The sequence below is a fragment of the Butyrivibrio sp. genome (assembly GCF_015056685.1).
Taxonomy (GTDB): Bacteria; Bacillota; Clostridia; order Lachnospirales; family Lachnospiraceae; genus Butyrivibrio.
Window position 1 is genome coordinate 24260 of sequence record NZ_SVFW01000028.1, and the last position, 26149, is coordinate 50408.

Consider the following 26149-nt stretch of genomic DNA (forward strand, 5'->3'; position numbering starts at 1 on the left):
CTAATTTGACAACATATAAAAGCTTGTTGTATTCCAAAAGAATCTATCACTTAGATTACAACAAGCTTAAAATATATATCACTCAAAGTATTTAGCATGATAATACAGATAATGTAAGAAAAACGTAACAAAAACACTACCCTGAATGTCTTGCTAAAAGGGCTTAATTAGCCTCCGCATTTTAACCACACTCCCTAATAAACAGCCCCTTATACATCGATTATTTTTCATAAATCTGTATATCTAAGTCAACGTCCGTACTAATCCCCGCAACTCTCCCCTGATTAGAGTACTGCCAATACTCAAAATCATATGGTGTTTGTGGTTTTTCTGAGTAATAATCAGAATACCAAATCTTGTAATCTCCCATTTTTTCCATATCAAAAACATATGCTTCCCAAAGCATATCTGTGTAAAGAGCAGCATTATACCCTAAATCAGAAATCCTATCACAAAAAGCCTTTGCATTCTTAGCAATTTGTTCATTTGAAATATTATCTGTTCTAGAGTCTTCTTTTGATATTTTTCCGGTATTATATACAATCGGTAAATCTATCGTATACCCTGTCAAATTATCAACCACAAAATCTGCTTCCTCAATAGCTTCCTGTTCGGTGATAGCTTGCGAGAAAAAGTAAATCCCCACATCCAGTCCTTCTTCCTTTGCCCCTTCTATATTGTTAATAAACTCAGGATCCAAATTAATAACACCCTGGCTATACCCTCTATTACCAATACGTATAAAGCAAAAATCTATCCCGTCGTTTTTTACAGCATGCCAATCTATAGTTCCTTGAAATTTTGATACATCTATTCCACAGCGTGACGAATACCTTTCGTCTTCATACTTTGCCCTACCATTTATAATTTCAAACCCCTCTTTATCATAAACACAGGGTTTAATCGAATTATTCAGCTCTACCTCGCGACTGTTTCCATATCCATCGACAAATGTAAACGTCCCATTCTCTAGGATATCCTTTATTTCATTATTCTGTTTTCCAGTTTCTTCTTGTGCAACTGCCACCTCCGTTTTCTCTGTTTCATTATTCTGGACACTGTTCTGATTTTGTCCTCCACCCATCAACTTAAAAAGCAAAAAGAAAAAAGCAATTAAAGCAACAACAATAATTCCCCCAAGTATAGCATTTCTACTTTCATTGGAATCCTGCTGTCCTTTCCACTTTTCTTGTGGTTCCTCTTCCACAGTTTCCGGCTCTGCCAGCGTTGTAATAACTCCCATATATTCACTATTATTCGAAAGTATTCTGTCAGCAGCACGGCTAATATATGTATTTTTCTGGCATATTCTTTTAAGCCGGTCATACGGTGCGCCCACATATGGATAAATCCATTCGATAATCTCAGTTAATGTATTTAATCCAGCGTCTGAAAAGTATTCATACGGATATCTTTCAAAACTGTCAAAAATATATTGCATCCCTTCCCTTGAATATACCGTGTCTAATCCACGCTTTTGGTATACCCCCATCATAAGCTTTAGCATAGTTTCCTTGAGTCCTCTACTCTCGGACGACTTTTCTATATACATTTTTGCATAGTTCACACCATCTTCATTTGTCGTATCGGTCTGGTGCTGATATTCATCGAGAATATTAATAGCTGCCAGACTTACAGCTCCATATAAATCCCCTTTCTCCAAACGTAGCTTATTATATTTTATTGCTTTTTGAAGATCAAAAAATGACGTGTCTATTTTTTCATATATTTCAGCTAATCTCTTAATAGCATTTATGGATCCTTTATCTGCGAGACGTTCCATTTCTTCCAACGCATGCAGCGAATTCTTTTCTACTATTTGTTCACCATTTTCTTTAACTCCATCAAATTCAAAACACGACATATACCATCGTGCAGTTTCATTTTCAGGTTGTACGGCCAACACTTCTTTTAATAGCTTAATGCCCTCTACAAGATTCTGCTTACCTGAAATTTGCCCCGTAAAGTACATCTCAGCTAGGCAGCACCTACTAGTGTTATTATTTTGTTCAGCTCCTTTTCTATAGTAATATTCTGCCTTTTCATAATCAGGACTAACACCGCGGCCTCTTCTATATACTTCACCCAATAATGGATATGATAGTGTAAATCCTTCTTCAGCCAACTTTTTTGCGATGGATATCCCTTCGCTTGCAGATTTTCCAGGAATATATCCATCTATAATCATATTTGCCATGGCTAATAAAGCGTTGTTTTTGCCTGGTAGTTTTTTTTCACAAACGTATGAAAAAAATGCATATGCTTTGACATAATCAACCTCGGCACCATTGATGCCTTGTGAATACGAGTTTGCGATCGCAAAAGCAGCATCTTCTTCACCTGCAGCATAGAGCTCAAGTAATTTGTTTATGTCTGTTTTTAATAACTCTTTTCTATGTGTACTTGCACTCTCACCATCTAAAGCTCTTAGAGATTTTTCTGCTTCCGGATTACCCAGTTTGTATGCTTCGCTAAAACAATCGCGCGCCTTCTCTAAGTTTCCTAATAATCTGTATGCAATGCCAAGCATTTGATATGTCACATCATCCAAATAATCCGGGGCTTTTTTCAAAAAATCAATTCCTTTATTTAAATTGCTTTCGGCATCAATTCCCTTTTCTGCATAATGTACATGAATTGCTCCAAGTTCATAATATGCTCGTTCATACCCACCATTGACAGCTTCTTCAATGTATTTTCTTGCTTTATCGACATCTTCGCTAACTCCTTTTCCAGAAAGATATAGCCTTCCCAGAAAGTAAGCCCCCTCAATTATTTCTAAGCCATAAGCTTTTTCATAGTATTCACGCGCCTTGTCATAATCTTGGGCTACTCCGGCACCATCTTCATAAAGGTTCCCCAACAGTATATTAGAATAGTCTTCCGCCTCTACAGCTTTCTCCAGGCACTCCTTAGCTAAAACGTAGTTTTTTAGTTCTATATACGTATCTCCCAGATTAAAATACGCATGATCGTCTCCTAAGTCTATTGCCTCATTAAATAAGCTTATAGCCTTATTCAAGTCTTTTTCTACAAATTCACCCCATTTATATAACAGCCCTAGTTTTTCTGCAGATCTGGCATCTCCCCACTCATGTCCATACTCATAACACTCTCGACAAATTGGCTCATTTTCGCTTCCAAATTCTCTATCACGATACATTTCACCCAAAAGATAAACTGCTCTAGCATTCCTCTGAATATGCAAAATTTTCTCAAAAAATTGTCTGGCAGCCATAGGATCTGCTTTTTCGCCGTCAACCCCAAGACAACATCTGCTCCCCATTTCATAAAGAGCAATTAAATCCCCTTGTCTACATAAAGGTGCTAAATCTTCATGTGATAGATTCTCATATTTATTGTCATATTCAAGAACTATTTCATCCGTACTATCTTTCAAAAATTCGTACATAGCCAGTCTCCCGAGTATTATTCTTTTTGATTATTTGAAATGAATATCTTTTCTAAATATCAAAAAAGCACAGCCATCTCATTATTGGCTATGCCTTACATCACATATGTCACAGCCATTAGGCTTTATGTTTAACTAAATAATTAAATTTTAGAGAGCTTATGAAGCATTAACATATATGAAATAATTGCTTCATCATTTTTTCCCATTTCTACCAATTCAACAATTTTCAAAACGGATTTATAGATAGATTCAAGAATTATTGCGGAATCCTCCGAATTCTTAATCTTCTCTACAATAAACGGTGCTTCCTCATAATAACCTTGCACTATTTCATTCCCATAAGGTTGTTTGAGTATATATTGATCACGCAGTTTTCTCATAGTTTCGAGTTCATGACAGTCATCAGGCAATCCTTTATATTCACAACAAGCTGTAGTCAAAAAGCAGCCCGAGCTGCCAGAACTATACGAATCACTCTTTTCATAGTGGCTGCATGTATCATCACTAAAATAATAGGACTTGTAATAACTACAATATCCCTTCTCGTTTTCACCAGCATACTCATAATGAGTACAAGTACCACACGTGTTATCTCTAACCCAGTCGCCCATTTTAACCTCCAAATATCGCAATGCTCTCATGTTTAATGAGAGTTTCTAATAATCTCCTCAACCAAATCATGAGGATACTTGTCCCCTTGATACATGTATGACGTTTCTTCCGCAGCGGATAGAATTATCTTATAGCTATCAAAATCACCCTTGTTCCAATAAATCTGAGCAAGCGTCACTAACTCCTCTGACATGTTATTGAGTTCTTCAACCGATGCTCTATTCCTAAATGCAGAAACAAAAGCCGCTGCAACATCACTTGCTCTAGTATTTGACTGTTTTGATGAACTTGATCTTCCAAATATTTTTTCTAATAACCCCATATGCTCACCCTTCTGACTCAAAAATCAAATCATTGTGCTTATACAGTTTTGCAAATTTACCTTGTACAGTATTCTAGATATATTTTATAACGTAATGCCGCGCCAATGCTACTCACTTGTTGCTCACAGTTAAAAAAAATCACTATCTATCAATAGTTATCTGTTCCATCATATGATAAACAATTATATTTCATCGCCATTTCAGAAAATAACTGAAATTCCGGTTCTAATTCCATGGGCATTTCAGGATCATGTATCCACCTTTCCTCCTCAACAGAATATGTTACATATTTTCTGATTTTCTCAGCAGGTATTACTATCATTATCCACCTCCATTCTCTACGAGGCTTGATATTGGCACGCATTACATTTGCTATGAAATGTCTGCTGTTCTGCCTTAATTAAATACTATGATATAATCGTAATGTATATTAAGCGTATAATCTGTATTATTATTCAAATATTTGTGTAATAAAAAATGTAACAAACGGAAAGGTAAGAATATGCCCAGAAAAAGTGAAACATTAGGTCTCATTGGTAAACTATATTATCTATTTCAAAAGAAATATCATTGTGTAAAAAACCAGGGTGATTTCTTTGAAAAGCTTGTAAACGATAAGATAAATCCAATGGCTCATATCATTGAATACGACTACTTCACAAAGGGAATGAAAGACATCTTTGCAGATAGATTGAGTTGCGATAATCAGGACAATCCAGATTTAACCCCACTAGGCCAGTGGAATTTAAAGTATAACATTCGCGAAAATATACTAAAAAACATTGGTACAAATCATAAAATGGATCTGAACAATGATTTAATCGAAATTTTGACTAGCACTGAAGATTATGGCGACACAAACCAAAATAACGACAACACTTGCAAAATCACAAAATCTTACTCAGATGATAAAGATGACCTAATCAATTACATCATCCGCCATGATGATTACCAGATTACATCCCTAGAATATCATATCTACTTACTCATTTATTTAGCTGTTTTCAAGCAGCTTCCTCGCAATTTTGAATTTGGCAATGACTATAAAGAACATTTAGAAGAATTCAATAATGAAGTCACTTGTAGATATGGCGTCACTTCAGATCCTGGAAGGCGCACTATTATATCTATGGCAATGCGTGATAAACCAAATTTGTTTGCTCTGTATGAATATGCCGACATGCTTTATTATGGCGTTAGCAATGGACCTGATAGAAACATCAATAAGGCCTTTGATTGCTACAAGAGGCTTACTTCAAAAGAACTCACTAATCCTCTTGCATATTGGAGTCTTGCATATATTTATTTTAATTATCACCAGCCTGGTACTAGCCTCGAAAAATGTGAATCCATTCCTGAATTAGAGAAAATGAGTAGATTTGAACAAGTTGATTATGCGACCACAGAAGCAATCAATTCTCTTAAAGCCGTCAAAAATCCTGCTGCTGCAAACATCCTTGGTAAGATACTACAAATAAGCGAGGAAGATCTTCCAAACATATCGATCATCAAAAACAGAATCAAGAAAATAACCGGAAAGAAAGATGCAACTGAGCTGTTTTTGGAAGCCGCAAATGCAGGTTACTCATACGCATATGGTAACTTAGCCAAGATATACCAAAGAAAAATAACTAACGGTGATAGTTCTATTGACAATCTAAACAAATACCTAAAATATTTAAGCATGCAAGCAGAAACCCATGAACCCTGGGCATTAAATGCTTTAGGAAACTTTTACTACGAAGGTATGGTGGACAATGTATCTTACCCTGGATATGCCGATCCCGACCTCGCCAAAAAATACTATAAAGATGCTATTGAATCCTTTAAAGATATAAATAGTGGCTGGGCATACGCAAACCTTATAACAAAGTTTCCAGACAATTATCCAAGGACAAACAAAAACATAATTATAAATCATGTGTTAAAACTGGTTGAAACCAAAAACCAAAAAGCTATCAATATGGTTAAAGAAAAGCTTGCAGATGTTTACGGTAAAAAATATGATCAGTCAGAATTGAATAGCCTTCTGTCAATTCTAAACTCAGTAGAGGACCTATAATGATAGAATCCATAAATAGCGAAGCAAAGAAAATTATAAATGAGGGATGGACTGATGGTATCGTCATCTCTTATGGGACGAGCACACACAAAGAAACAATATGCAACGGAGAAATCAGTGGAAACCCTCACAGCAAAGTATCATCCAGTACCCTTTATGATATTGCCTCAGTCACGAAACTATTCTTTCTAATTATTGTAATGAATCTGATAGAAAGCGGAGTGTTAAGCTTAGATGCTCAGGTTGGCGATTATTCAAAAAGCTTCAAAAATATCGAGCGTCTAAGGCTTTATGAATTATTGAACTTTTCTGTTTCTCTATCAACAGACAAACGCATAGATTCCTTCACATCACACGATGAAGCAATTCAGGCAATAAAAAACATTCATGTTATTGACAAACCATTAAAGTACAGTGATATGGGCGCTATAGTAATGTCAGTTCTTATTGACGAAACTCTTTCCGACTCACTTTATGATTACTCAAAAAAACTATGGCATAAGAACAATCTAAACAATACGTTCTGGTGGAATGATTACAATAATTCACTTCATAGCAGAATTCAGTCTTACGATAATGAGCATATATTGTCTCCTAACGGGGTAATCGTTAAGCACCTACCCTTAGGAACTGTGCATGACCCTAAATCCCAAATATTAAAAGTCTCTGGACACGCAGGTATTATTTCAACTCCAGAAGATATTTCCATATTCAGCCAAGCTATCCTTTCCAACTCCATAATATCCAGAAAGAGCTTAAATACGATCACATCACATAAGTATGATCTATGTATTCCACCACAGCGCTTAGGGCTCTTATGTTACAGGAAGGCATTTGATCAAAAGAACAGCGAAGTATCTTTTAGGCTAAGCGATAGCGCATTTGCCATTTCTGGATATACTGGAACTTATCTTGTAATTGATCCGGAATCCGACATCTTTATAACTATCTGCTCAAACAGAATATATAATCGGTGTGCCAGTACACATAATAAAGAACAGTTATCCGTTTTTTGTACCAGCGACTACGTATATCGTAAGGATGTATTAGTCGATATTGTCTGTACAGAATTGATAAATAATTAGCCCATACATTCATCCCGACACAAAACTACATAAAAGCTCACACAAGATTCGAACCCGTGGTCCCCACTACGATGCTCTCCCAACTGCAATAATGTCCCTTGATTCCGACACATTACCATCTGTAAGCACAAAAAGAGTCTCTGCATAATCCAAAAACTCTGTAATACCGGTGATCAGTTTGCTATCTCTTTTACAACTTCAAAGTGCTTGTTCCATCTCTGTTCAATTCCATTCCAGAAATAGGTAAGCTCGCCATTAGGATAAAGGCTGATGTAGCGGCTGGTAATCTCTGATGGATTATCCTTAGAATCATAGTACATCGCATCATCATGAGGACTCTGCTTCTCATATACAAACCCGTCAATAGTTATCCTTCGTGGGAACTCAGTTATCATCACTGCCTCCTTGGAATCTAACACCTTGATTGTCTGTCTCTACTTTATATTGTACATTGGTTATGTACCTCATACAGCATATAGCGTTTAATATTTTATTTTTTATAATGAATCTGCCATCAATCCTAATTCCTCTATTATATTCTGTTCCTCCTCAGTTATCTCTGCTTCATCCCACTCCATAACAAAAGCAGCATAAGAAGCAAATGCCTGGAACATCTTCGGATCCGGGACTATCACATCAAGAAACGCTTTTGCTCTATTGGCAGCTTTCTTGTTCATCTCCCTCATATCTTCTTGGGAAATCCCATACTTAGCATGGGCATCCTCAATTATTTCTCTAAACATGTAGTTTGCCAAAGCCTTTGGCCATACCTTTCGTAAATCAGGTTCTTTCGTAGCCACCATTTTCAATAGCATAAGATCAGAATTATCCTTCTTTTTCATCACGAGACCTCCAAGTCTTTTATTATCAAGTATGCCAACACTAATGACTTAAATTTGGTTCAAGTTAGAAAATTTCTTTATAATTCCATGCTATCATTTTAAACTTGCGTTTGGCGCAACTTTTGAAAATTTATAATATTTTATGCTGCCATTGGTTCCTGCCTCTTATGGCTAAGCTCATACAGTTCAAATGCAAGAGCCTCTGCCGCCTTGAAGTCCTTTATCTTCTGACCTCTAACCTGCCACAATCTGTATTTATCACAGTATATCCCCCAGCTATCATATCTCCCTTTCACCAGAGTAATGTAATTACCCTTGTATTTCTTGCTGTAAGTGCCCTTTGCCGGATTATATTTCCAGGGCTTTTTCAGATAATTCTTCTTTCGGAGAAGCTTGTTTTTCAAAGCATTTTCAGCCATTCTTGGATTCTCATAGTCGCCAGACATCTTCTCTGCACACACACATCCAACTCTCAGTTCCCTAAAATAATTGTCATGCCTCATGATATGCACATATCGGATCCTCTCATTTCCGCACATTTCACACTGCTCATATTCAATTTCATCGCTGGACGATTCTCCATCCCCAACATCAATTACACCTTCACATTTCCAGCCTTTGTGTGGTACTCCCTTAACATCCCATAAATTCATCGTTATCTCCCCCTCTCTCTGTCATGATGCAAGTATATTACTAAGTTTGTCTGTAATATCCTCAATCGCAACACCCACTGCAACCGCGCCAAAAGTCACAAGAAATGCCGCAAAAGAGAATGCAACTCCCATAAACACTGCATCCCACATTTTCATACTAATGTACATCACGATTATTCCCAGCATCAGCAAGTAAAACAGACCCAGAATCAAACAGCCGATCTTGGACAGAACACCTACCCAACTCTTGATAAAGCACATGATCAAAAATACCGGAAACAATGCAATTTTCAGTAAAAGCTTTAAGATAAACATAATCAACCCTCCATCAATTCTTGATTTTCAGTTACGCCGAAGCCATATCTCATACCATGATTGACTTCAGCAGTTATCTGTGCAACGTGTGTTATAGACACGTTATACAGCATCGTCAGCAAATATGCTCTCGGATTCTTTGGCACCTCAGTAAGGTTTTTCCAGCTTGCTACAACATCCTCGATGAGCATGTTGTCAAGCTTCATGAATCTCCCCTTTACCGAGTTTATTTCCCTTTCCTCGCTGCCGATCCATATCTTTGAGCGGTTAGAAGTAAGGACATCAACCAAAAGGTCCTCTATTCCCCGTATAATCCCCTCATCCTCCGGAAACCTCTCGCACAGTACATCCGTACCAATCTCCTCTCTGACATAAGCCCTTGCAGCAGTTTCTTCAACATCTGATCTCATCCCATCCATCTTGGGAGCTATATTATTACTGGGATAGATACGGATAAGATTATTATTATAATTATTTTTATTAATATTATTCTTATTACGTCCCAATTCTTGGTATTCTGGAGAGCCCAGATCTGTGACTTCTGAATCCCAATTTTGACCTTGGTGGTTCAATTTTTGGTATTCAGAAACATCTTCTTTTTTGCTTGAATCACAAATTGTGAGTTTCTGCACTTTTTCCGAATTATGGTTTTCAGGTGCATTTGTATCCACATTTTGTTCTGCCTCAACAATCCTCATGACATATATTCGTGATGGTTTGCCCTGCCCCATCTTCACACGCTCTATCAAACCAATCCCTTTTTCAGAATCCAGTTCCTCAAAAAGCTTATATACTGTATTCTTACTTAAGCCTGTTGCCTCATGAACATCTTCCCAATCGTAGAAAACATAGGTTTTTCCTTCCTTATCAACCATGTTATTGATGGCAGAAAGTTTCATTCTGTCCAATAGTAGCGCATACAGATATCTTGCATTGACCGATACCTTGTTCAGCACAGGATCACTGTGAAAACATTTGGGAAGTGCCATATAACTGTTTGATATCGGTTCCCTCCCATTAAAATACTCAAATTTCATTTTATTTCTTCTCCCCCTTCCTTATTCCAGAGATGCAATTTTTGCACCTCTGGAACAGTTTTCCTCATCCTTGTATATAAAGTTCTTCACGTAGTACAGATTTGGTTTTCCCTGACCTCTTATACAGATATCAATAATTCCGATATCTTCCAATTGCTTCAGTGCTGTGCTGATTGTTCTTGTTGAAAGTCCTATATCTTTATGCATCTGTTCAAGCGGATATACCACGTAAAGCCTACCTTCTTCATCCCGCCAGCCATTTCTATTTGCCAGCCTTATCCTTTGTAGCAGGATTCCATATACAACCTTTGCTTCTATAGACAGTGGTTCAAACGCATCGTCAATAAACATAAGCAGTGGAATTTCTACCATGGCATACTGGAATGCCTGTCGTCCGTAATGATAATCAAGTTTCATCTGCTATTTCCTCCTGTTCTTCCTTCCACTTTGCAAGAAGCTCAAGGATAACCTTTTCACGCTCCCTTGAAGGCATATGTGAAGGGAAATACTTATTTAATTTTCTTTCTGACAATGAGACCTTTCCGTTTGTTTTAGGCTCAGGCAACGCACTGTTCAAAACCTGTATAACTGGGTACTGTTGCATATTTTCAAGATTCTTCTGCGCCTTAAGTGCTTCTATCTGTTCTGGTCTGAGAACGCCGTTTTCTTTTCGGTATTCGTAGATCCACTTCTGGACTTCCTTATCAAAGAAAGAAATATCATAGCCCATTCCTATTGAAATAACTTTTTCATCAACCATCTGCATCAGTTCAGGAATCAGATCTGTGAGCTTTACATATTTTCTGACCTGCCTATCTCTAAGACCAAATTCTTCTCCTACACTGTCGCCGGTCAACTTCTGGCACTCAGTGCCAGAAGTTCCATTGAGGTCATTTCTCTTTCCCTGCTTTCTGACAATATCCATCTTCATTTTTAAAGAATAGGCTCTCTCGCTAGGTAAAATCTCTTCTCGTTGGACATTTGAATCCACCATGATTATTACTGCTTCATCATCGGACATTTCTTTTACAATCGCTGGCATAACTTCAAGCCCTGCCAATTTAGCGGCATGCATTCTTCTATGTCCTGAAACCATCTCATAACCGCCCTGGTTGTCCGGTCTTACAAGTACTGGAGACAAAATCCCATTTACCTTAATACTCTCTACAAGTTCCGCCATCTTATCATCATCAACTACTTTAAAAGGATGATCTTTAAATGGATGTACTTTTTTTATCTGTATTTCTTCGGTACCTTCTTTAAATTCCGGCGCTCCAAGGAGCTCATCTACTGATTCAAAATGTATCTTTTCTCTTCTAGCAGCCATATCTGATTACCCCCTTCATGAATTATCTGCGACAAAATCTGTAAGTTCACTGTAGGCACTTGCCACCCTGCCTTTTGGATCATATTCATATATGCTTTTACTCATAGCAGATGTTTCACTTGCTCTGATTGATAGCGGAATCTCTGTAGGAAGGACTCGGAGGCTTTTGCCATATACCTCATTAACCTCTGCAATAATTTCCTTAGCATAGTTGGTTCTCTTATCAACCATTGTTAATAGGATTCCCTCAATCTCAAGCTTTGAATTAAGCCTGCGCTTTACTGTATAGATGGTCTTAAGCAGTGCCTGAAGACCCTTTACAGGAAGAAACGCTGCGGCACAGGGTATGAGGCAAGTGTCAGCACAAGCAAGTGCATTTACAGTCATAACACCCAGAGATGGCATGCAATCAATAATGATGTATGAATACTGGTCCTTTATCTGTTCCACATAATCCCTAAGTACCAGTTCTCTGCTCATTACGTTTACAAGTGATACCTCTGCAGCGGATAATCCAATATTTGAAGGAAGAAGATCTACGTTCTCGCTGTGGTGCATGATAGCGAAACCTTCCGGAATATCTTCCTCATTAACAATCTTCTCGATAACATCAACGATAGTGAGTTCAAGGCTGTCAGGATCCTTATATCCCATGCAGATAGAAAGGCTCCCTTGTGGATCGTTATCAATTAAAAGTACCTTATGCCCCTTGTTAGCAAGTCCTATTCCAAGATTCATTGCAGTTGTGGTTTTAGCTACGCCACCTTTCTGATTTGCGATTGCGATTACTTTGCACATACTTTTTTCCTCCCATCTTTTCCATTTTTTCTTAAGTAGTCCTCAAAGATTGCCCTGTTTATGAGAACCTTTTTATGAAGTTTGTAAAAGGCACCGGACCTGTCTGCCACACGAGTAACTGCCCTGTAGCTCATCTTGTAGTAATCAATGGCCATGTTGTAGGTGATAAAACTTCTCTGGGCAAACAGAATATCTTCATCATCAATCTGATCAGAGAACATCCATATTGTTCCGAACATATTCAGCCCTCCCTCTCTTCCAAAACTTTTTTCTCCCGATTACCATTTGTTTGATACATTCCTGCAGGCTGGTGGAATCTCTCAAGGTACTCATCAAAGATGTCTCTGTTGATCAGAACAGTTCCTTCTCTCCTATAAATCGCTCCTGCCTGGTCTGCCATCTCAAGGATTTTCTTATGCTCAAGGCTGTAAACAATTTCTGCATCCCTATATCTGAGCCACTTTTTCCTCAAGGTACGCATCACTACTTTCTCCTGGACTATAACTTCCCGGTTAAATGGACTGTTTTTCTCATTCTCATTTTCAAGTTCGCCAACATAATCACGGTTATCATCAAAATACGGTCTGTCTTCTTTTTTTCTTTTCATGTATGATGTCCTCCTTATTTTTTATGTGCTGAAGAACCATCCATGAATTAGCCAACAAAAAAGAGCTACTTCTTAGAATTTTGTTTTCTAAAAAGTAGCTCTTATAACCTTTTGTAAAGTTATCGAAAAAAAGTTTTCTGTTTTTAACGGTGCGCCTCTGAGCGCATCTACAAACCTCTAAATTCATCTCCCGTTTGTCAGGAGTTTGTCAAAATGACATTCCTTATCTCAAAAACCCTCATGAATACTGGGCTTATCACTTCATGGACTTAAGTGTCGGGAACAACAATACGTCTCTGATTGCCGCAACTTTTGTTAGTAACACCTCAAGCATATCTATTCCGTAACCGATAACTCCTTATAATTGTAACACTCAGAAAAAGCATCTATATAATCTCCCTTATGCTCTTTTCGAATTCTCTTATGTTGAACGGACATCCATCCTCTTCAAAAGTCAGGATGAGATTCTTCCCCACAAAAATTCCGTTTCTTCTATATTCCTCTATCTTGCGCAGATTCTTTTTCCGATATTTCTCATCATCCATCCTGCCAAGGTGCTCGTGATATATAACTTCTCTCGTCCTCTTGTTAAGTAATGTAAAATCAGGGTATTTGATGACACCGCTCTTGAGCCGCAGCTCGCACTCATATCTGTATGGAACTCCAATCTCAAAGTACATATCCGCAATCACCATCTCCGACTTGGATCGCACCACCTCATCACGCCTGGTTGCATATATTTTTTCCTCTGGTTTATAAGTGCTGATGCGGAACTGTTCCTCACTCCATCTTCTGGCATACTCCTCATCACTTATCAAAAGTGGAGACACGAGAATTCTTCTTTCCTTCTTGAGACCGTCATATACCGCCTCCGGAGTAATAATTCCCTGATTATCTTCCTTTGTTTTTGGGAAGTTGGTGCCCGCACCTATAGCTCTTTTTACAATTTTTAGTTCTTCCTGCGCTACATCAATAATCTTTTTCAGATAATCCTTCTGCGCCAGCTCTTGTGCTATCTTGAAATCGCTTTTTTTGATGTACTTCCCGTGAGTATCGGCAGAGTCAATAATCTTGTAATACTGCGGATTCCCTCTACAGTACGAAATCCGCAGCTTTCCATCTGGCAATTTCTCAATCTTTTTATTTGCTATGGCTATACTCGCTTCAAGTTGCACCTTTCTTTTTTGTAATTCACCAATTATCTCATTATAATTTGTCATAGATTTTCCTCTGTTATTATTTATCTTTATCTTTTTTCATACACGCTTTTTTCATGCACCAGCCATCAGGCCTATGATCCGGTCCTATCGCCCTATCATCTGGTCCTATCACCCTATCATCTGGTCCTATCATCCATGCCATACGGATAAGTTCAATGCTATTCTTTGTTCCTATCCGTACAACATAGCTATCTCTTGTTCCCTGCTCTTCCCTTGTACGGATAAGATTACAGACTATACGCCATCTTATCCGTATATTATGTGGTATAAGAGCTGTCTACTGACCGTTTGTACGGATAAGATAGCTCTTTACTAGCACTTTTATCCGTACATCATCTGCCAAAAGAGCTTTTTACACGCCGTTTATACGGATAAGATAGCTCTTTACTAGCATTTTTATCCGTACATCATCTGCCAAAAGAGCTTTTCCTGCGCCATTTGTACGGATAAGATGGCTCTTTACTAGCACTTTTATCCGTACATCATCTGCCAAAAGAGCTTTTTACACACCATTTGTACGGATAAGATAGCCCTTTACCGTAAAATAAATCCCTCTAAAAAGCAAAAATGGAATAGTAGTCCGTGAATAGGACTCACTGATAGCGCATCTGCGCCGAGATTTAAAAGATTGCCACACACAAAATGCCGCGCCGATACTTGGCTGCATTGATCAGGTGTGGTCAAAATGTTGTCAAACAAATAAATTGTTGTCAGAATAATTGCTCTGAAATCCGCATAAACACTGGATTTCAGAGCAATAATGATTTTTGATGTATTTAAGTGTTCTAAAAAAATTTCAAATCAAAAATCTCCGCAAACCCGCATGAATACTGAGGTTTACTTATCAAGAGATTTTAGGGTTGGAAAGAGCAGCACATCACGTATACCTGCACTGTTAGTCAACAACATGCAAAGTCTGTCAATACCGTAGCCGATACCGCCTGTTGGTGGCATACCGATCTCAAGGGCGTTGAGGAAGTCTTCATCTGTGTGCTCTGCTTCTTCGTCACCGGCTGCTGCATTGGCATCCTGCATAGCGAAACGCTCACGCTGATCGATAGGATCGTTAAGCTCTGAATAAGCGTTACACATCTCCCAAGTATTGATGAAGAGCTCGAAACGCTCAACCTTCTCAGGATCTGAAGGTTTCTTCTTAGTAAGAGGTGAAATTGCAAGAGGATGATCCATGATGAATGTAGGCTGGATCAGCTTTTCTTCGCAGAACTCTTCGAAGAAAAGGTTGATGATGTCGCCCTTTGTGTGACGATCCTCAAATTCAACACCACGCTCTTTAGCAATAGCCTTAGCTTCTTCATCAGTCTTAACTGTATCGAAGTCAACGCCTGCATATTTCTTGATTGCGTCATTCATTGTAAGACGCTCGAATGGCTTACCAAGGTCGATGATATTGTCGCCGTAAGGAATCTGTGTTGTGCCACAAACCTTCTCAGCAAGGTAACGGAACATGCTCTCCGTAAGTTCCATCATACCTTCATAATCTGTATATGCCTGATAGAGCTCCATAAGTGTGAACTCTGGGTTATGTCTTGTGTCTGTACCTTCGTTTCTGAATACACGGCCGATCTCGAATACTCTCTCCATGCCGCCAACGATAAGTCTCTTAAGGTAAAGCTCAAGTGAGATACGAAGCTTTCTCTCTTCATCAAGAGCATTGTAATGTGTGAAGAATGGTCTTGCAGCTGCGCCACCTGCATTCTCAACAAGCATAGGAGTCTCTACTTCCATGAAATCTCTGTCTGCAAGGAAGTTACGAATTTCTCTGATGATAGCTGATCTCTTCTTGAATGTTTCCTTAACATCTTCATTCATGATGAGGTCAACGTATCTCTGTCTGTAACGTATTTCTGTATCAGTAAGTCCATGGAACTTCTCAGGAAGTGGCATAAGAGACTTGGATAAAAGAACCAGCTCCTTAACATGAACTGAGATCTCACCTGTCTTTGTTCTGAAAGCAAAGCCCTTAACACCGATAATGTCACCGATATCCATTTTCTTGAAATCAGCATAAGCCTCGTCTCCAAGATCGTTTCTTGAAACGTAGAGCTGCATGCGGCCATCTCTGTCCTGAAGATTAGCAAAAGAAGCCTTACCCATTACACGCTTGCTCATCATACGGCCTGCAAGTGAAACAAGCTTCTCTGAAGGTATATCAGAAAGAGGAACTACTACTGCCTTACCCTCTTCGTCTACAGGAGGAACAAACTCTAATGAATCAAAGTTGTCTCTGATCTCCTTTGTATGATGTGTCTGGTCGTATTTTACGATCTGGAAAGGATCTCTTCCTGCTGCCTGAAGCTCAGAAAGCTTATCTCTTCTAACCTGTCGAAGACGTCCAACGTCTTCCTGTGGTGCATTGTTGTTCTGCTGATTATTATCTGCCACTTTACTTCCTCCTTATGAGCATGTATATGCTATATTCTTGATTAGTGATTGGGTACGATATAAAGAGCCAGCAAGTCTTCTGACCGCTGGCTCATAAATTACATCTCTGCAATACTCAGAGGCCGATAGTTTTATCAGTTCTCTGATCTCTCAATTCCAAGTACTTTGTACTTAAGAACACCAGCCTGTGTCTCTACAGAAACTGTCTGTCCTTTTTTAGCACCGATAAGAGCTCTTCCAACCGGTGACTCGTTTGAAATCTTACCCTTAAGGCTGTTTGCCTCTGATGAACCTACGATCTTGTATTCAAGATCCTCATTGAACTCAAGGTCACGAATCTTAACTTTACAACCGATGCTGATCTTGTTGAGGTCTACATCCTCTTCTACAACGACTTCTGCGTTCTTAAGGATTTTCTCGAGAGCTTCGATTCTAGCCTCGATGTCACGCTGTTCGTCTTTTGCTGCATCGTACTCAGCATTCTCAGAAAGGTCGCCCTGTTCTCTGGCTTCCTTGATCTTTTCAGCTACTTCTTTACGCTTAACTACCTTTAACTCATGAAGCTCATCTTCATACTTTTTAAGTCCTTCATAAGTTAATATGTTTTTCTTTTCTTCCATTATGATATTCCCTACCCTTCATAAAGATTGAATAATAAATCTATATAAAAGCATTTGCTAAACAAGCTACTTTTAACTTTGCCATTATACAGTCTATAACTATTCATGTCAATGAAACATAAACACTATTTTAGACAATTTTCTAAACATTTAATAATTGCCTTAAAGCATTATTTCTGCACAGGCTTTTTTTAGGGAATCCATGTCTTCCATCTGGTTTATCTGATTCCTGAATTTGGCACTTCCCGCCATTCCTGTTGTGTACCAGGAAACATGCTTTCTCATCTCTCTAATTCCGATGTAATCGCCCTTGTACTTAAGCTGCAGATCCGCATGTCTTATGACGGTATCGTAGACTTCCTTATTGGTCGGGCGTGGACAAGTCATTCCTGTTTCAAAAAAGCTCTTTATCTCTCTGAATATAAATGGATTGCCCTGAGCTGCTCTTGCGACCATTACGCCGTCGCACCCTGTCTCATCAAACATTCTCTTTGCGCTCTCTCCGTCTACCACATCGCCGTTTCCGATAACGGGGATCTTAACTGCCTCTTTCACCTGTCTGATGATTGACCAGTCGGCCTTCCCTGAGTAATACTGCTCTCTGGTTCTTCCGTGAACTGCAACTGCTGCCGCTCCGCCTTCCTGCGCAGCAAGTGCGCACTCTACCGCGTTGATGCTCTTATCATTAAAGCCTTTTCTTATCTTAACCGTGACAGGTCTGTCAGAAACTTCCACAAGCGCAGCAACAATCTTCTGTATCAGTTCCGGATTTTTCATAAGGGCTGATCCCTCACCATTGCCAACAACTTTGGGAACAGGACAGCCCATGTTTACATCCAGGATATCGTAAGGTCTGTCCTTTATCATCTCTACTGCCTGCTGCATGACCTCTGGTTCGGAGCCAAAGAGCTGAAGGGATACCGGATGTTCATCCTCATGAATATCCATCAGCATTCCGGTGTTCTTATTTTTATAGGTAATGGCCTTGGCGCTTACCATTTCCATGCACACAAGCCCCGCGCCCATTTCTCTGCATAACAGACGAAAAGGCAGGTCAGATACACCTGCCATTGGTCCAAGTATTATATTATTATCAAGGGTTACGTTGCCAATCTGTAACTTGCCGTATCCGCTCATCTTTCTCCTATCTAATGTAGTTCTGCTCTCGCTTTGCTCGCCAGAATAAGCCCCGCTCACGCAAATCCTGGATCTGCTATCTCAGTCTTCATCCAAGATATCAGCCGGATTCTCGTGCAGAACATAGATCCTGTAGTAGAGTCCAAGAGCCTCGAAGAGGTCCTGTCTCTTTCTTCTTACTTCTCCTACCAAAAGACCTGCTGTTATCTCGTCGTATGTGATGTCCTCTTCATCGGCGTTTGTCTCGATGCTGATACTTCCATCCTCTTCAAATACGATCGTGAAGATTCCACCTGCTTCCTGAGTAAAAAGAACACTGATGATATTCAGCTCTTTTTTAATGCTTTCAGGAATCTCTTTGAACAAGGGGTTAAAATAGTATTTCTGCTCATAGGCATTGGCTCCGCAAAGAACTATCCTTCCGCCGGCTGCCTCTTCGAATACTCTGCCCTTATTGGTCTTTTGCATTTCATCTATCTTAAAGTCTTCTTTTTCCTCAAATTCTTTTTTGTATTCTTTTTCAAAATCCTGTGCGCTCATTCTTTAACTCCAATTATTCCGGTCTGTCACCATCTTCAAATTCGTGAAGCTGAGGTTTGCTCTTTCTGTTTTTCTCATATAAAATCTGAAGTCCCCTGAGTGTAAGGGTTGGGTCGTAGACATCTATCTCTTCTGTTTCAGCAGCAATGATCCTGCCAAGGCCTCCCGTTGCAACTACCTTCATGTCAGTATAGCCGGAAGCTTTTTTCATCTCATTAACAATGTACTTGGTCTGGCCGATCTGCCCGTATATGAGTCCCGCCTGCATGCTGGAGATTGTCTCTTTTGCCAGGATGCTCTCGGGCTTTTTGATCTCAACTTCAGGAAGCTTAGCTGTGTCCTCCCAAAGGGCTTTTGCTGATATTCTGATACCCGGCGATACCACTCCGGTAAAAAACTCGCCTTTTTCATTTACAATAATATAAGTAGTTGCGGTTCCAAAGTCAATGATAAGTACAGGACCGCCATATAGTTCAAATCCGGCAACAGCGTCAACGATGAGGTCCGGACCGACTTCTCTTGGATTGTCGATCTTAACTTTGATTCCTGTTTTGATGCCGGGGCCAACTATATATGGCTTTCTGCCCAGGTATTTCAGAATTGAATTAACCAGAGCATGCATAACCTGCGGCACAACACTTGCGATCATTACGCCTTCGATATCTTCTTTTTTAATATTGTTCAGGTTCAAAAGAGATATGAGGTTAAGTCCATATTCATCAGATGTATGAGAGATCTGTGAGATCATTCTAAATGAAGTAACAAGCTTCTCTCCTGAATATACGCCAAAAGTAATATTTGTATTACCAACGTCAATTACAAGAATCATTTCTTTCTCCTATTGTCTAAAAAAGAATATTCATTTTTTATTCGATCATACCATAAAAAGAATAATTGCTATCTTCCGGGCTCACACGTAGCTGTAAAGTCCTCTGACTGTGACTTCGCCGCCGTTTATGATGCGCTCCTTACCATCATTAGTAACAACGATGAGGGCTCCCTCATTAGTAATACCTCTTGCGACAGCTTCGTACTCGCCTTTGGGGTCGAGCACTCTGACGTGTTTATCTATATTAATAAGTCTCTTTTCATATTGCTCTTTTAAAAGAGACATGTCAAAAGTCTTATTGTATTTTTCGTAGTTATCTTCAAAACATTTCATACAGTGGGCAACAACCGCGCTTCTATCCGTAATGATACCGGTCTCAGAAAGGATGGACCCGGCTATGTCTTTTATGGAATCAGGGAAATCTCTCATATTGACGTTTATTCCAACGCCTATGACCACGTCATTTATGGTGTTGTCGCTCTTCATGTGAAGCTCAGTGAGGATTCCGCAGATCTTTTTACCTGCGATGACTACGTCATTTGGCCATTTGATCAGGGGAAAAACCTTTACTTCAGAAAGGAGCTGTCTTGAAATATCAACGTCAGTTCTTTTGCCAAGCTGCTGGTCCCTGGCCTGAATGATCGCATTCTCTATGCCCTCAGCCACTGAAAGCCCCATTATAAGAGTCAGCATGGAAATCTTCTCAGGTGGCGCATCGGGTCTTATCATAAGGCTCATGGCGATATTGGTTCCGCTCGGAGTCTCCCAGTTGCGCCCCCGTGACCCTCTGCCAACTGTCTGTTTGTCAGCCACCACAAGAGTTCCATGTGGCGCGCCCTCTTCTCCCAGTTTTTTGGCATCGTTATTTGTTGAATCTGTTACATCCTTGTAGACAAGATTACGGGCAGCCCATTTTGTATGGAGCTGCCCTTCAATATTTTCTTTAGTTAACATTTTCAGGCTTCCTTTAAAGTAGCATACATCACTGCTTTGATAGTGTGCATACGATTTTCTGCCTCTTCGAAAACGATCGATCTGTCTGATTCAAAAACTTCGTCAGTTACTTCCATTTCATCGAGGCCATATTTATTCTTTATGTCCTTACCAATGCCTGTGTTAAGATCATGGAATGATGGAAGACAATGCATAAATACACAATTTTCACCTGCATTATTCATAATATCCATAGTTACGCGGTAGGGTTCGAGGTCTTTTATTCTCTCTTCCCATACTTCATCCGGCTCTCCCATAGATACCCAGATGTCTGTATAAATAACATCTGCCCCTTTTGTTCCCTCCAATGGATTCTCTGAAAAGTCAATTACTGCGCCTGTCTGTGCTGCTATTTTCTGGCAAGTCTTAACAAGCTCCTCTGATGGGAAATACTTCTTATTGGATACCGCAGTGAAATGCATTCCGAGTTTTGCACACAGAACCATTAGTGAGTTACCTGTATTGTATCTTGCATCGCCCATATATACAAGATGTATTCCTGAAAGCTTTCCAAAGTGCTCTTTTATGGTCAGTGCATCAGCAAGCATCTGTGTTGGGTGGAACTCATTGGTAAGTCCGTTCCATACGGGCACTTTGCTGTATTTGGCTATAGTCTCAACTATTTCCTGCTCAAATCCACGGTACTCGATTCCATCAAACATTCCTGCCAAAACCCTTGCGGTATCTGCAATGCTTTCTTTTTTCCCGATCTGAGAATCGTTTGGATTTAGATATGTCGAACCCATTCCAAGATCATGAGCAGCTACTTCAAAAGCACATCTGGTACGGGTACTGGTCTTTTCAAAAATAAGAGCTATGTTCTTGCCCTTTAAGACATCAGTAAGTACACCATTTTTCTTTTTCTCTTTTAACTCTGCTGCAAGATCAACAAGATAAAGGATCTCCTCTGGTGTGTAGTCCAACAGTTTCAAAAAGTCGCGTCCGAATAAATTCATATCTCATCCTCCGTTCTTCTGGAAATAGTATAAGGGATTGCTACTGCAATCCCTTATATATTAGCATAAATATTCATTTATGTGAATGATTTTGAATAAATATTCAATTTTTATGCATTACCAGAATACATGCGCTCCGATGATAATTCCTTCTCTTCCGTTGATCCTTCTGAAGTGAAGGGCTGTACCAACAGTTGTTTCGCCATTTATAGCTGCCTGAGCTGCCTGATAGTTAGTATCAGAAATCTTGCCGCTGTTGTATACCTTGGCAACTGTTCCGTTAAGTGCCGGTGTGAACTGACCTGATGCATAAATTACACTGTAAATGCTGTTAGGATAAGCGCCGCTCTTAACACGGTTCATAACTACCGCACCTACCGCAACTCGTCCTTCATATGGCTGGTTACCTGCCTCGCACTGGATAAGTGCTGCAAGAAGTTTAACTTCATCTGCGTCTGCGCTTACAGCGCCTGTGTTCTTTGTGAGGGATTTCTTTTTCTCTTCTTCCTCACGGATCTTGATCGCTGCTATTGTCTCACCCTGGTCAATCTTGAACTCAGTGGTAACGTACTCTGACTGCACATATCCTGTCTCATCGTTGTAGTCTACGCTGATCCAACCATTTCCAAGGTCCTCGATCATATCTACAAAGGCTTTTTCACCAAGAACTCCGATAATCTCTGAGTCCTCTGACGCCTCACTTCTAACGTTTAGAGCACTGCTCTGGCTTGTTACAAGCTGTTTACCTACATCAGACGCAAGTTTCTCAGCATCTTCACCGAATAAAAGATACTCATCCTTGGCCCATCCGATCAGGTCGCCTGACTGCAGCTTAGTCCAACCGTCTTTCCTCTCAAGAATCTTTCCTCCGCAGTCCTTATAAAGAACTCCGACTTTCTGAGCGTCCTCTGAGGGTTCTTCTCTTACATTCATAGCCTTGCCCACATTGGACATGACTAAGGTTGATTCAGTCTCTTCTGAAGATGAGGCAGAGCTTGCTTCAGTAGATTTCTCCACGCTTGCCGCCACCTTAACTTCTGTAGCTGTCACATCAATTCCCAAAGGTGTCATCGGACTAACAATGTTAGAAATGCCCGCAGAAACAGAAATGCTGTTAGCTCCTCCACCTGCATGTACCGTCATCTCATGGGAATCAAATAGAACTAAGATGAGACCGCAAATCATGATAAGTCTCATTATCCCACGGGATAACTCTAGCTTTTTTTTCATATCTTTGCTTTCCTCTTTGCTACCCTAGCGATCGCCTGGGTAAATGTTACGAAAATATTTCAACTTGTTACCAAGTCGAAAACACTCTGAAAGAGATATTAACAAACATATGATTTTTTGTCAAATACTGCGGCTTTTTTCAATACAGGCCTGGACTGCATCCATTACTGTTCCTCTGAATCTCTCCTTTTCAAGGACGTGTACAGCTTCGATAGTTGTACCTGCAGGAGAGCATACCATGTCTTTTAACTCACCCGGGTGTTTGCCTGTTTCAAGAACCATTTTTGCGCTTCCAAGAACTGACTGTGCTGCAAACTCATAGGCCTGCTTTCTGGGCATTCCGCCTGCAACCGCAGCATCTGCCATTGCCTCGATGAAAAGAAATACATAAGCAGGTGATGAACCGCTGATTCCAACTACTACATCCATCATGGATTCGGGAACTGTGTAGGCTTTTCCAAAGCTCTCCAAAAGTTCGATAACGAAATGGAAATCATTATCTGTAACGAGATCATTTCTGCAAACTGCAGAGCAGCCTTCCAAAACAAGAGCCGGTGTGTTAGGCATTACTCTTATGATCTTAACCGGTTTCTCGAACTCTTTTGCCAGCCAGTTAATAGTCTTTCCGGCTGCGATGCTGACAATGATCTTGCTGTCATCTACGCTGTCCATGATGTCCGCAATAACAACCTTAAGATACTGTGGCTTAACTGCAAGGATGATGATGTCTGCATCCTTGGCTACTGCTTCGTTAGAGCTTCTTGTCTGAATTCCGTACTTGTTTGCAACCTTTGCTCTTGTGGTCTCAGTTGCCGCTGTTCCTATGATCTCATTTGGTCCCATAAGTCCCTTGGCTAAGATGCCACCGATCATGGCCTTTGCCATGTTTCCAAGTCCGATAAAACCTATTGTCATTTTAATTACCCCCTTCTTTGTCTTGATGCTTCAAATGTAAGTATTGCCGCTGATGTTGCAGCATTCATTGATTCAACTTCACCCTTCATTGGTATCAGAATGTACTCAGTTGCTGCATCCGCAGTCTCTTTTGTAAGGCCATTGCCTTCATTTCCTACCAAAAAAGCTGTGGGCTTTGTATAGTCGAACTCATCATAGTTTTTGGTTCCTTTAAGATGCGCAGCATAAGTATTTATGCCATTTGCAGAGAGTTTTTTTATCATTTCTGCAAGGTTTTCTACATATATAAAAGGCATTCTGAAAATTGAGCCCATGGTGGATCTGATGACTTTTGGATTATAGATATCTGCTGAGCCTTTGCTGAGGATAACTCCGGTCACTCCTGCGCCTTCGCCCGAACGAAGCATTGTTCCAAGATTTCCCGGATCCTGAATATTCTCAAGGATAAGAATAAGTGGCTTAGCACCTTCATCGTCCTTATTATAGCCTTCCAAAACTTCCTCTTCTGTGTAATGATACTGGGAAACTACCGCTAGAACTCCCTGAGGTGTCTGGGTATCTGCCATTTTTTTCATGACATCATCTGAAACTTCCTCTGCACCGTATCGCCAAAGGATCTCTTTATCTTCCTCAGTTGCCTTATCAAGAAATCTGCCTGTCACATAGACTTCTCTTACCTGAAGAACAGGCGCTTCTCTTAGCATCTTCATGCCTTCAATGACAAAGACATCCCCGTCCTTGCGGGCCTTGCTCTTTTGCACGTAGGCTACCACCTGTTTTACTCTATCGTTATTAGTACTTGTTATCATTATCTTTCCTCTTATTACATATACCCGATTAGTGTATATAGTATAACACAATAAACAAAGGATAAAAAAACGGCGGATATAAAAAAATCCGCCGTTGAATCATTTTTTCATCAAATATGTAATTAAAGAATACGTGCGATTTCGTACATGTACTCGTTAATATTCTTTTTCATTGCAAGAGCTTCGTCAATATCGTAGTCAACGAACTGGCCATTGCGATATCCTACTACTCTGTTTGTCTTGCCTGCTGCAAGGATATCTGCTGCATAGCATCCCATCATTGAAGCATATACACGGTCCTTACATGTTGGGCTACCACCACGCTGCATGTAACCAAGGATAGAAGCTCTTGTCTCAAGACCTGTTGCAGCCTCAATTCTACGAGCCATTGATGTTGAATGTCCGATACCCTCAGCATTTACAATGATGTGGTGTGTCTTACCTTTCTTACGGTTATCAATGATGTTATCAATGATGCGCTGCTCATTGTAATCATATTTCTCTGGAAGAAGGATATCATCAGCACCGTTAGCAATTGAACACCAAAGAGCGATGTAACCAGCATGACGTCCCATAACTTCTACGATACTAACTCTTTCATGTGATGAAGATGTATCACGGATCTTGTCGATAGCTTCCATAGCTGTGTTGATAGCTGTATCAAATCCGATTGTGTAATCTGTGCAGGAAATATCAAGATCGATCGTTCCAGGGATACCTACTGTATTGATGCCCTGCTGTGAAAGTTTCTGAGCACCTCTGTAAGAACCGTCACCACCGATAACGATAACTCCATCTATACCATGCTTACGGCAAATCTCAGCTCCCTTAGCCTGTCCCTCAGGTGTTGTGAACTCCATGCAACGTGCTGTTCCAAGGATTGTACCACCGCGCTGGATGATATCGGATACGCTTCTCCTGTCCATATCAATGATTTCTTCATTGAGAAGGCCCATGTATCCTTTTTTGATACCCTTAACCTTAAGACCATTAGCTAAAGACTTACGAACAACTGCTCTGATCGCAGCATTCATTCCAGGTGCGTCACCACCACTTGTTAATACGCCGATTGTTTTTATCTGCTTTGCCATATGATTTCCTCGATTCCTATAATGCAATACCTTAACACAATAATTATTGATAAATTTATGACATTTTTTCTACAATATATTAGCGCAATTAATTTAAATCTGCAACGGAAACGTTTCTTATTTCAATTTTTTTTAACATTTTCACTAATTATTTTATCATATTGTCTGCTTTCTTGTGGTATTGGATGTTAATCCCATTGATGCTATAATCTTCTAATAATCATTAAAGTTGAGGGAAAACATGGCATTTACGCGGAAGTTTGACAGTCTAGCCTCATAAATCTTAGTTCATAATACCCCTCAAGCCCGCATAAAGACTGATATTTCAGT

General features: G+C 39.8%; 29 protein-coding genes. 2 read left to right on the top strand and 27 right to left on the bottom strand.

The annotated features are described in order from the left end of the window. Window positions 1-220: 220 nt before the first annotated feature. The 4 genes from E7303_RS11090 to E7303_RS11105 form a co-directional block, all read right to left on the bottom strand. Window positions 221-3412, bottom strand: a complete 3192-nt coding sequence (locus tag E7303_RS11090) for a GH25 family lysozyme (protein ID WP_292145355.1) — start codon at window positions 3410-3412, stop codon at window positions 221-223. A gap of 143 nt (window positions 3413-3555) precedes the next feature. After that, entirely contained in the window at window positions 3556-4026 is a 471-nt protein-coding gene (locus tag E7303_RS11095) for a CFI-box-CTERM domain-containing protein (protein ID WP_292145356.1), read from the bottom strand. 32 nt (window positions 4027-4058) lie between these two features. Then, window positions 4059-4349, bottom strand: a complete 291-nt coding sequence (locus E7303_RS11100; RefSeq protein WP_292145358.1) for a hypothetical protein — start codon at window positions 4347-4349, stop codon at window positions 4059-4061. A 149-nt stretch (window positions 4350-4498) separates the two neighbouring features. Further along, window positions 4499-4672: a hypothetical protein gene (locus tag E7303_RS11105; protein ID WP_292145360.1), complete on the bottom strand. Its 174-nt coding sequence runs from the start codon at window positions 4670-4672 to the stop codon at window positions 4499-4501. A gap of 180 nt (window positions 4673-4852) precedes the next feature. Here E7303_RS11105 and E7303_RS11110 point away from each other — a divergent pair, with 180 nt between their 5' ends. After that, the gene (locus E7303_RS11110; protein ID WP_292145362.1) at window positions 4853-6412 is read left to right on the top strand and encodes a tetratricopeptide repeat protein; all 1560 of its coding nucleotides are present in this window, start codon (window positions 4853-4855) and stop codon (window positions 6410-6412) included. After that, complete coding sequence (locus tag E7303_RS11115; RefSeq protein ID WP_292145364.1) at window positions 6412-7497, top strand: serine hydrolase domain-containing protein; 1086 nt, start codon at window positions 6412-6414, stop codon at window positions 7495-7497. The genes E7303_RS11110 and E7303_RS11115 overlap by 1 nt, the downstream gene beginning before the upstream one ends. A 173-nt stretch (window positions 7498-7670) precedes the next feature. Here the strand turns inward: E7303_RS11115 and E7303_RS11120 are convergent, their stop codons facing one another. The 23 genes from E7303_RS11120 to pfkA all read right to left on the bottom strand — a co-directional run bounded on the left by E7303_RS11120 (window position 7671) and on the right by pfkA (window position 25819). Further along, complete coding sequence (locus tag E7303_RS11120) at window positions 7671-7892, bottom strand: hypothetical protein (protein WP_292145365.1); 222 nt, start codon at window positions 7890-7892, stop codon at window positions 7671-7673. Between the two features lie 102 nt (window positions 7893-7994). Continuing rightward, a complete protein-coding gene (locus tag E7303_RS11125; protein WP_292145366.1) occupies window positions 7995-8339 on the bottom strand; it encodes a hypothetical protein in 345 nt (114 codons plus the stop codon). A gap of 140 nt (window positions 8340-8479) precedes the next feature. Continuing rightward, window positions 8480-8992 (bottom strand): hypothetical protein, encoded by a 513-nt coding sequence (locus tag E7303_RS11130; RefSeq protein ID WP_292145367.1) that lies wholly within the window; start codon window positions 8990-8992, stop codon window positions 8480-8482. A 21-nt stretch (window positions 8993-9013) separates the two neighbouring features. Beyond that, a complete protein-coding gene (locus E7303_RS11135) occupies window positions 9014-9307 on the bottom strand; it encodes a hypothetical protein (protein WP_026495860.1) in 294 nt (97 codons plus the stop codon). A 2-nt stretch (window positions 9308-9309) separates the two neighbouring features. Next, window positions 9310-10344, bottom strand: coding sequence for a replication initiator protein A (locus tag E7303_RS11140; RefSeq protein WP_292145368.1), 1035 nt, complete (start codon window positions 10342-10344; stop codon window positions 9310-9312). Window positions 10345-10365: 21 nt separating this feature from the next. Further along, a complete protein-coding gene (locus E7303_RS11145) occupies window positions 10366-10761 on the bottom strand; it encodes a replication initiator protein A (RefSeq protein WP_022762241.1) in 396 nt (131 codons plus the stop codon). Next, window positions 10751-11671, bottom strand: a complete 921-nt coding sequence (locus E7303_RS11150) for a ParB/RepB/Spo0J family partition protein (RefSeq protein WP_292145369.1) — start codon at window positions 11669-11671, stop codon at window positions 10751-10753. The genes E7303_RS11145 and E7303_RS11150 overlap by 11 nt, the downstream gene beginning before the upstream one ends. A gap of 15 nt (window positions 11672-11686) precedes the next feature. Continuing rightward, the gene (locus E7303_RS11155) at window positions 11687-12469 is read right to left on the bottom strand and encodes a ParA family protein (RefSeq protein ID WP_292145371.1); all 783 of its coding nucleotides are present in this window, start codon (window positions 12467-12469) and stop codon (window positions 11687-11689) included. After that, window positions 12457-12708, bottom strand: a complete 252-nt coding sequence (locus E7303_RS11160) for a DUF6462 family protein (protein ID WP_022762244.1) — start codon at window positions 12706-12708, stop codon at window positions 12457-12459. The genes E7303_RS11155 and E7303_RS11160 overlap by 13 nt, the downstream gene beginning before the upstream one ends. Before the next feature lie 2 nt (window positions 12709-12710). Next, a complete protein-coding gene (locus E7303_RS11165) occupies window positions 12711-13076 on the bottom strand; it encodes a DUF6462 family protein (RefSeq protein ID WP_022766300.1) in 366 nt (121 codons plus the stop codon). A 386-nt stretch (window positions 13077-13462) separates the two neighbouring features. Further along, window positions 13463-14296 (bottom strand): hypothetical protein, encoded by an 834-nt coding sequence (locus E7303_RS11170; RefSeq protein ID WP_292145372.1) that lies wholly within the window; start codon window positions 14294-14296, stop codon window positions 13463-13465. A gap of 352 nt (window positions 14297-14648) precedes the next feature. Further along, entirely contained in the window at window positions 14649-14789 is a 141-nt protein-coding gene (locus E7303_RS11175; RefSeq protein ID WP_292145374.1) for a hypothetical protein, read from the bottom strand. A 344-nt stretch (window positions 14790-15133) separates the two neighbouring features. Continuing rightward, entirely contained in the window at window positions 15134-16699 is a 1566-nt protein-coding gene (lysS, locus tag E7303_RS11180; protein WP_292145376.1) for a lysine--tRNA ligase, read from the bottom strand. A gap of 134 nt (window positions 16700-16833) precedes the next feature. Continuing rightward, entirely contained in the window at window positions 16834-17319 is a 486-nt protein-coding gene (gene greA, locus E7303_RS11185) for a transcription elongation factor GreA (protein WP_022775872.1), read from the bottom strand. Window positions 17320-17481: 162 nt separating this feature from the next. Then, entirely contained in the window at window positions 17482-18456 is a 975-nt protein-coding gene (dusB, locus tag E7303_RS11190; protein WP_292145377.1) for a tRNA dihydrouridine synthase DusB, read from the bottom strand. A gap of 81 nt (window positions 18457-18537) precedes the next feature. Then, window positions 18538-18996, bottom strand: coding sequence for a DUF6145 family protein (locus E7303_RS11195; RefSeq protein WP_292145378.1), 459 nt, complete (start codon window positions 18994-18996; stop codon window positions 18538-18540). Window positions 18997-19009: 13 nt separating this feature from the next. Beyond that, a complete protein-coding gene (locus tag E7303_RS11200) occupies window positions 19010-19825 on the bottom strand; it encodes a type III pantothenate kinase (protein ID WP_292145379.1) in 816 nt (271 codons plus the stop codon). Window positions 19826-19906: 81 nt separating this feature from the next. Further along, window positions 19907-20779 carry a biotin--[acetyl-CoA-carboxylase] ligase gene (locus tag E7303_RS11205; RefSeq protein ID WP_292145380.1) on the bottom strand — a complete coding sequence of 291 codons (873 nt, stop codon included), beginning with the start codon at window positions 20777-20779 and terminating at the stop codon, window positions 19907-19909. 2 nt (window positions 20780-20781) lie between these two features. Then, window positions 20782-21774, bottom strand: coding sequence for an ornithine carbamoyltransferase (gene argF, locus E7303_RS11210; protein ID WP_292145381.1), 993 nt, complete (start codon window positions 21772-21774; stop codon window positions 20782-20784). Window positions 21775-21891: 117 nt separating this feature from the next. Beyond that, complete coding sequence (locus tag E7303_RS11215) at window positions 21892-23004, bottom strand: cell wall hydrolase (protein ID WP_022775865.1); 1113 nt, start codon at window positions 23002-23004, stop codon at window positions 21892-21894. A gap of 120 nt (window positions 23005-23124) precedes the next feature. Beyond that, window positions 23125-23919, bottom strand: a complete 795-nt coding sequence (gene proC / locus E7303_RS11220; protein ID WP_292145382.1) for a pyrroline-5-carboxylate reductase — start codon at window positions 23917-23919, stop codon at window positions 23125-23127. 5 nt (window positions 23920-23924) lie between these two features. Beyond that, window positions 23925-24728 (bottom strand): TrmH family RNA methyltransferase, encoded by an 804-nt coding sequence (locus E7303_RS11225; protein ID WP_022775862.1) that lies wholly within the window; start codon window positions 24726-24728, stop codon window positions 23925-23927. Window positions 24729-24850: 122 nt separating this feature from the next. Beyond that, complete coding sequence (gene pfkA / locus E7303_RS11230) at window positions 24851-25819, bottom strand: 6-phosphofructokinase (protein ID WP_022775861.1); 969 nt, start codon at window positions 25817-25819, stop codon at window positions 24851-24853. Between the last annotated feature and the right edge of the window lie 330 nt (window positions 25820-26149).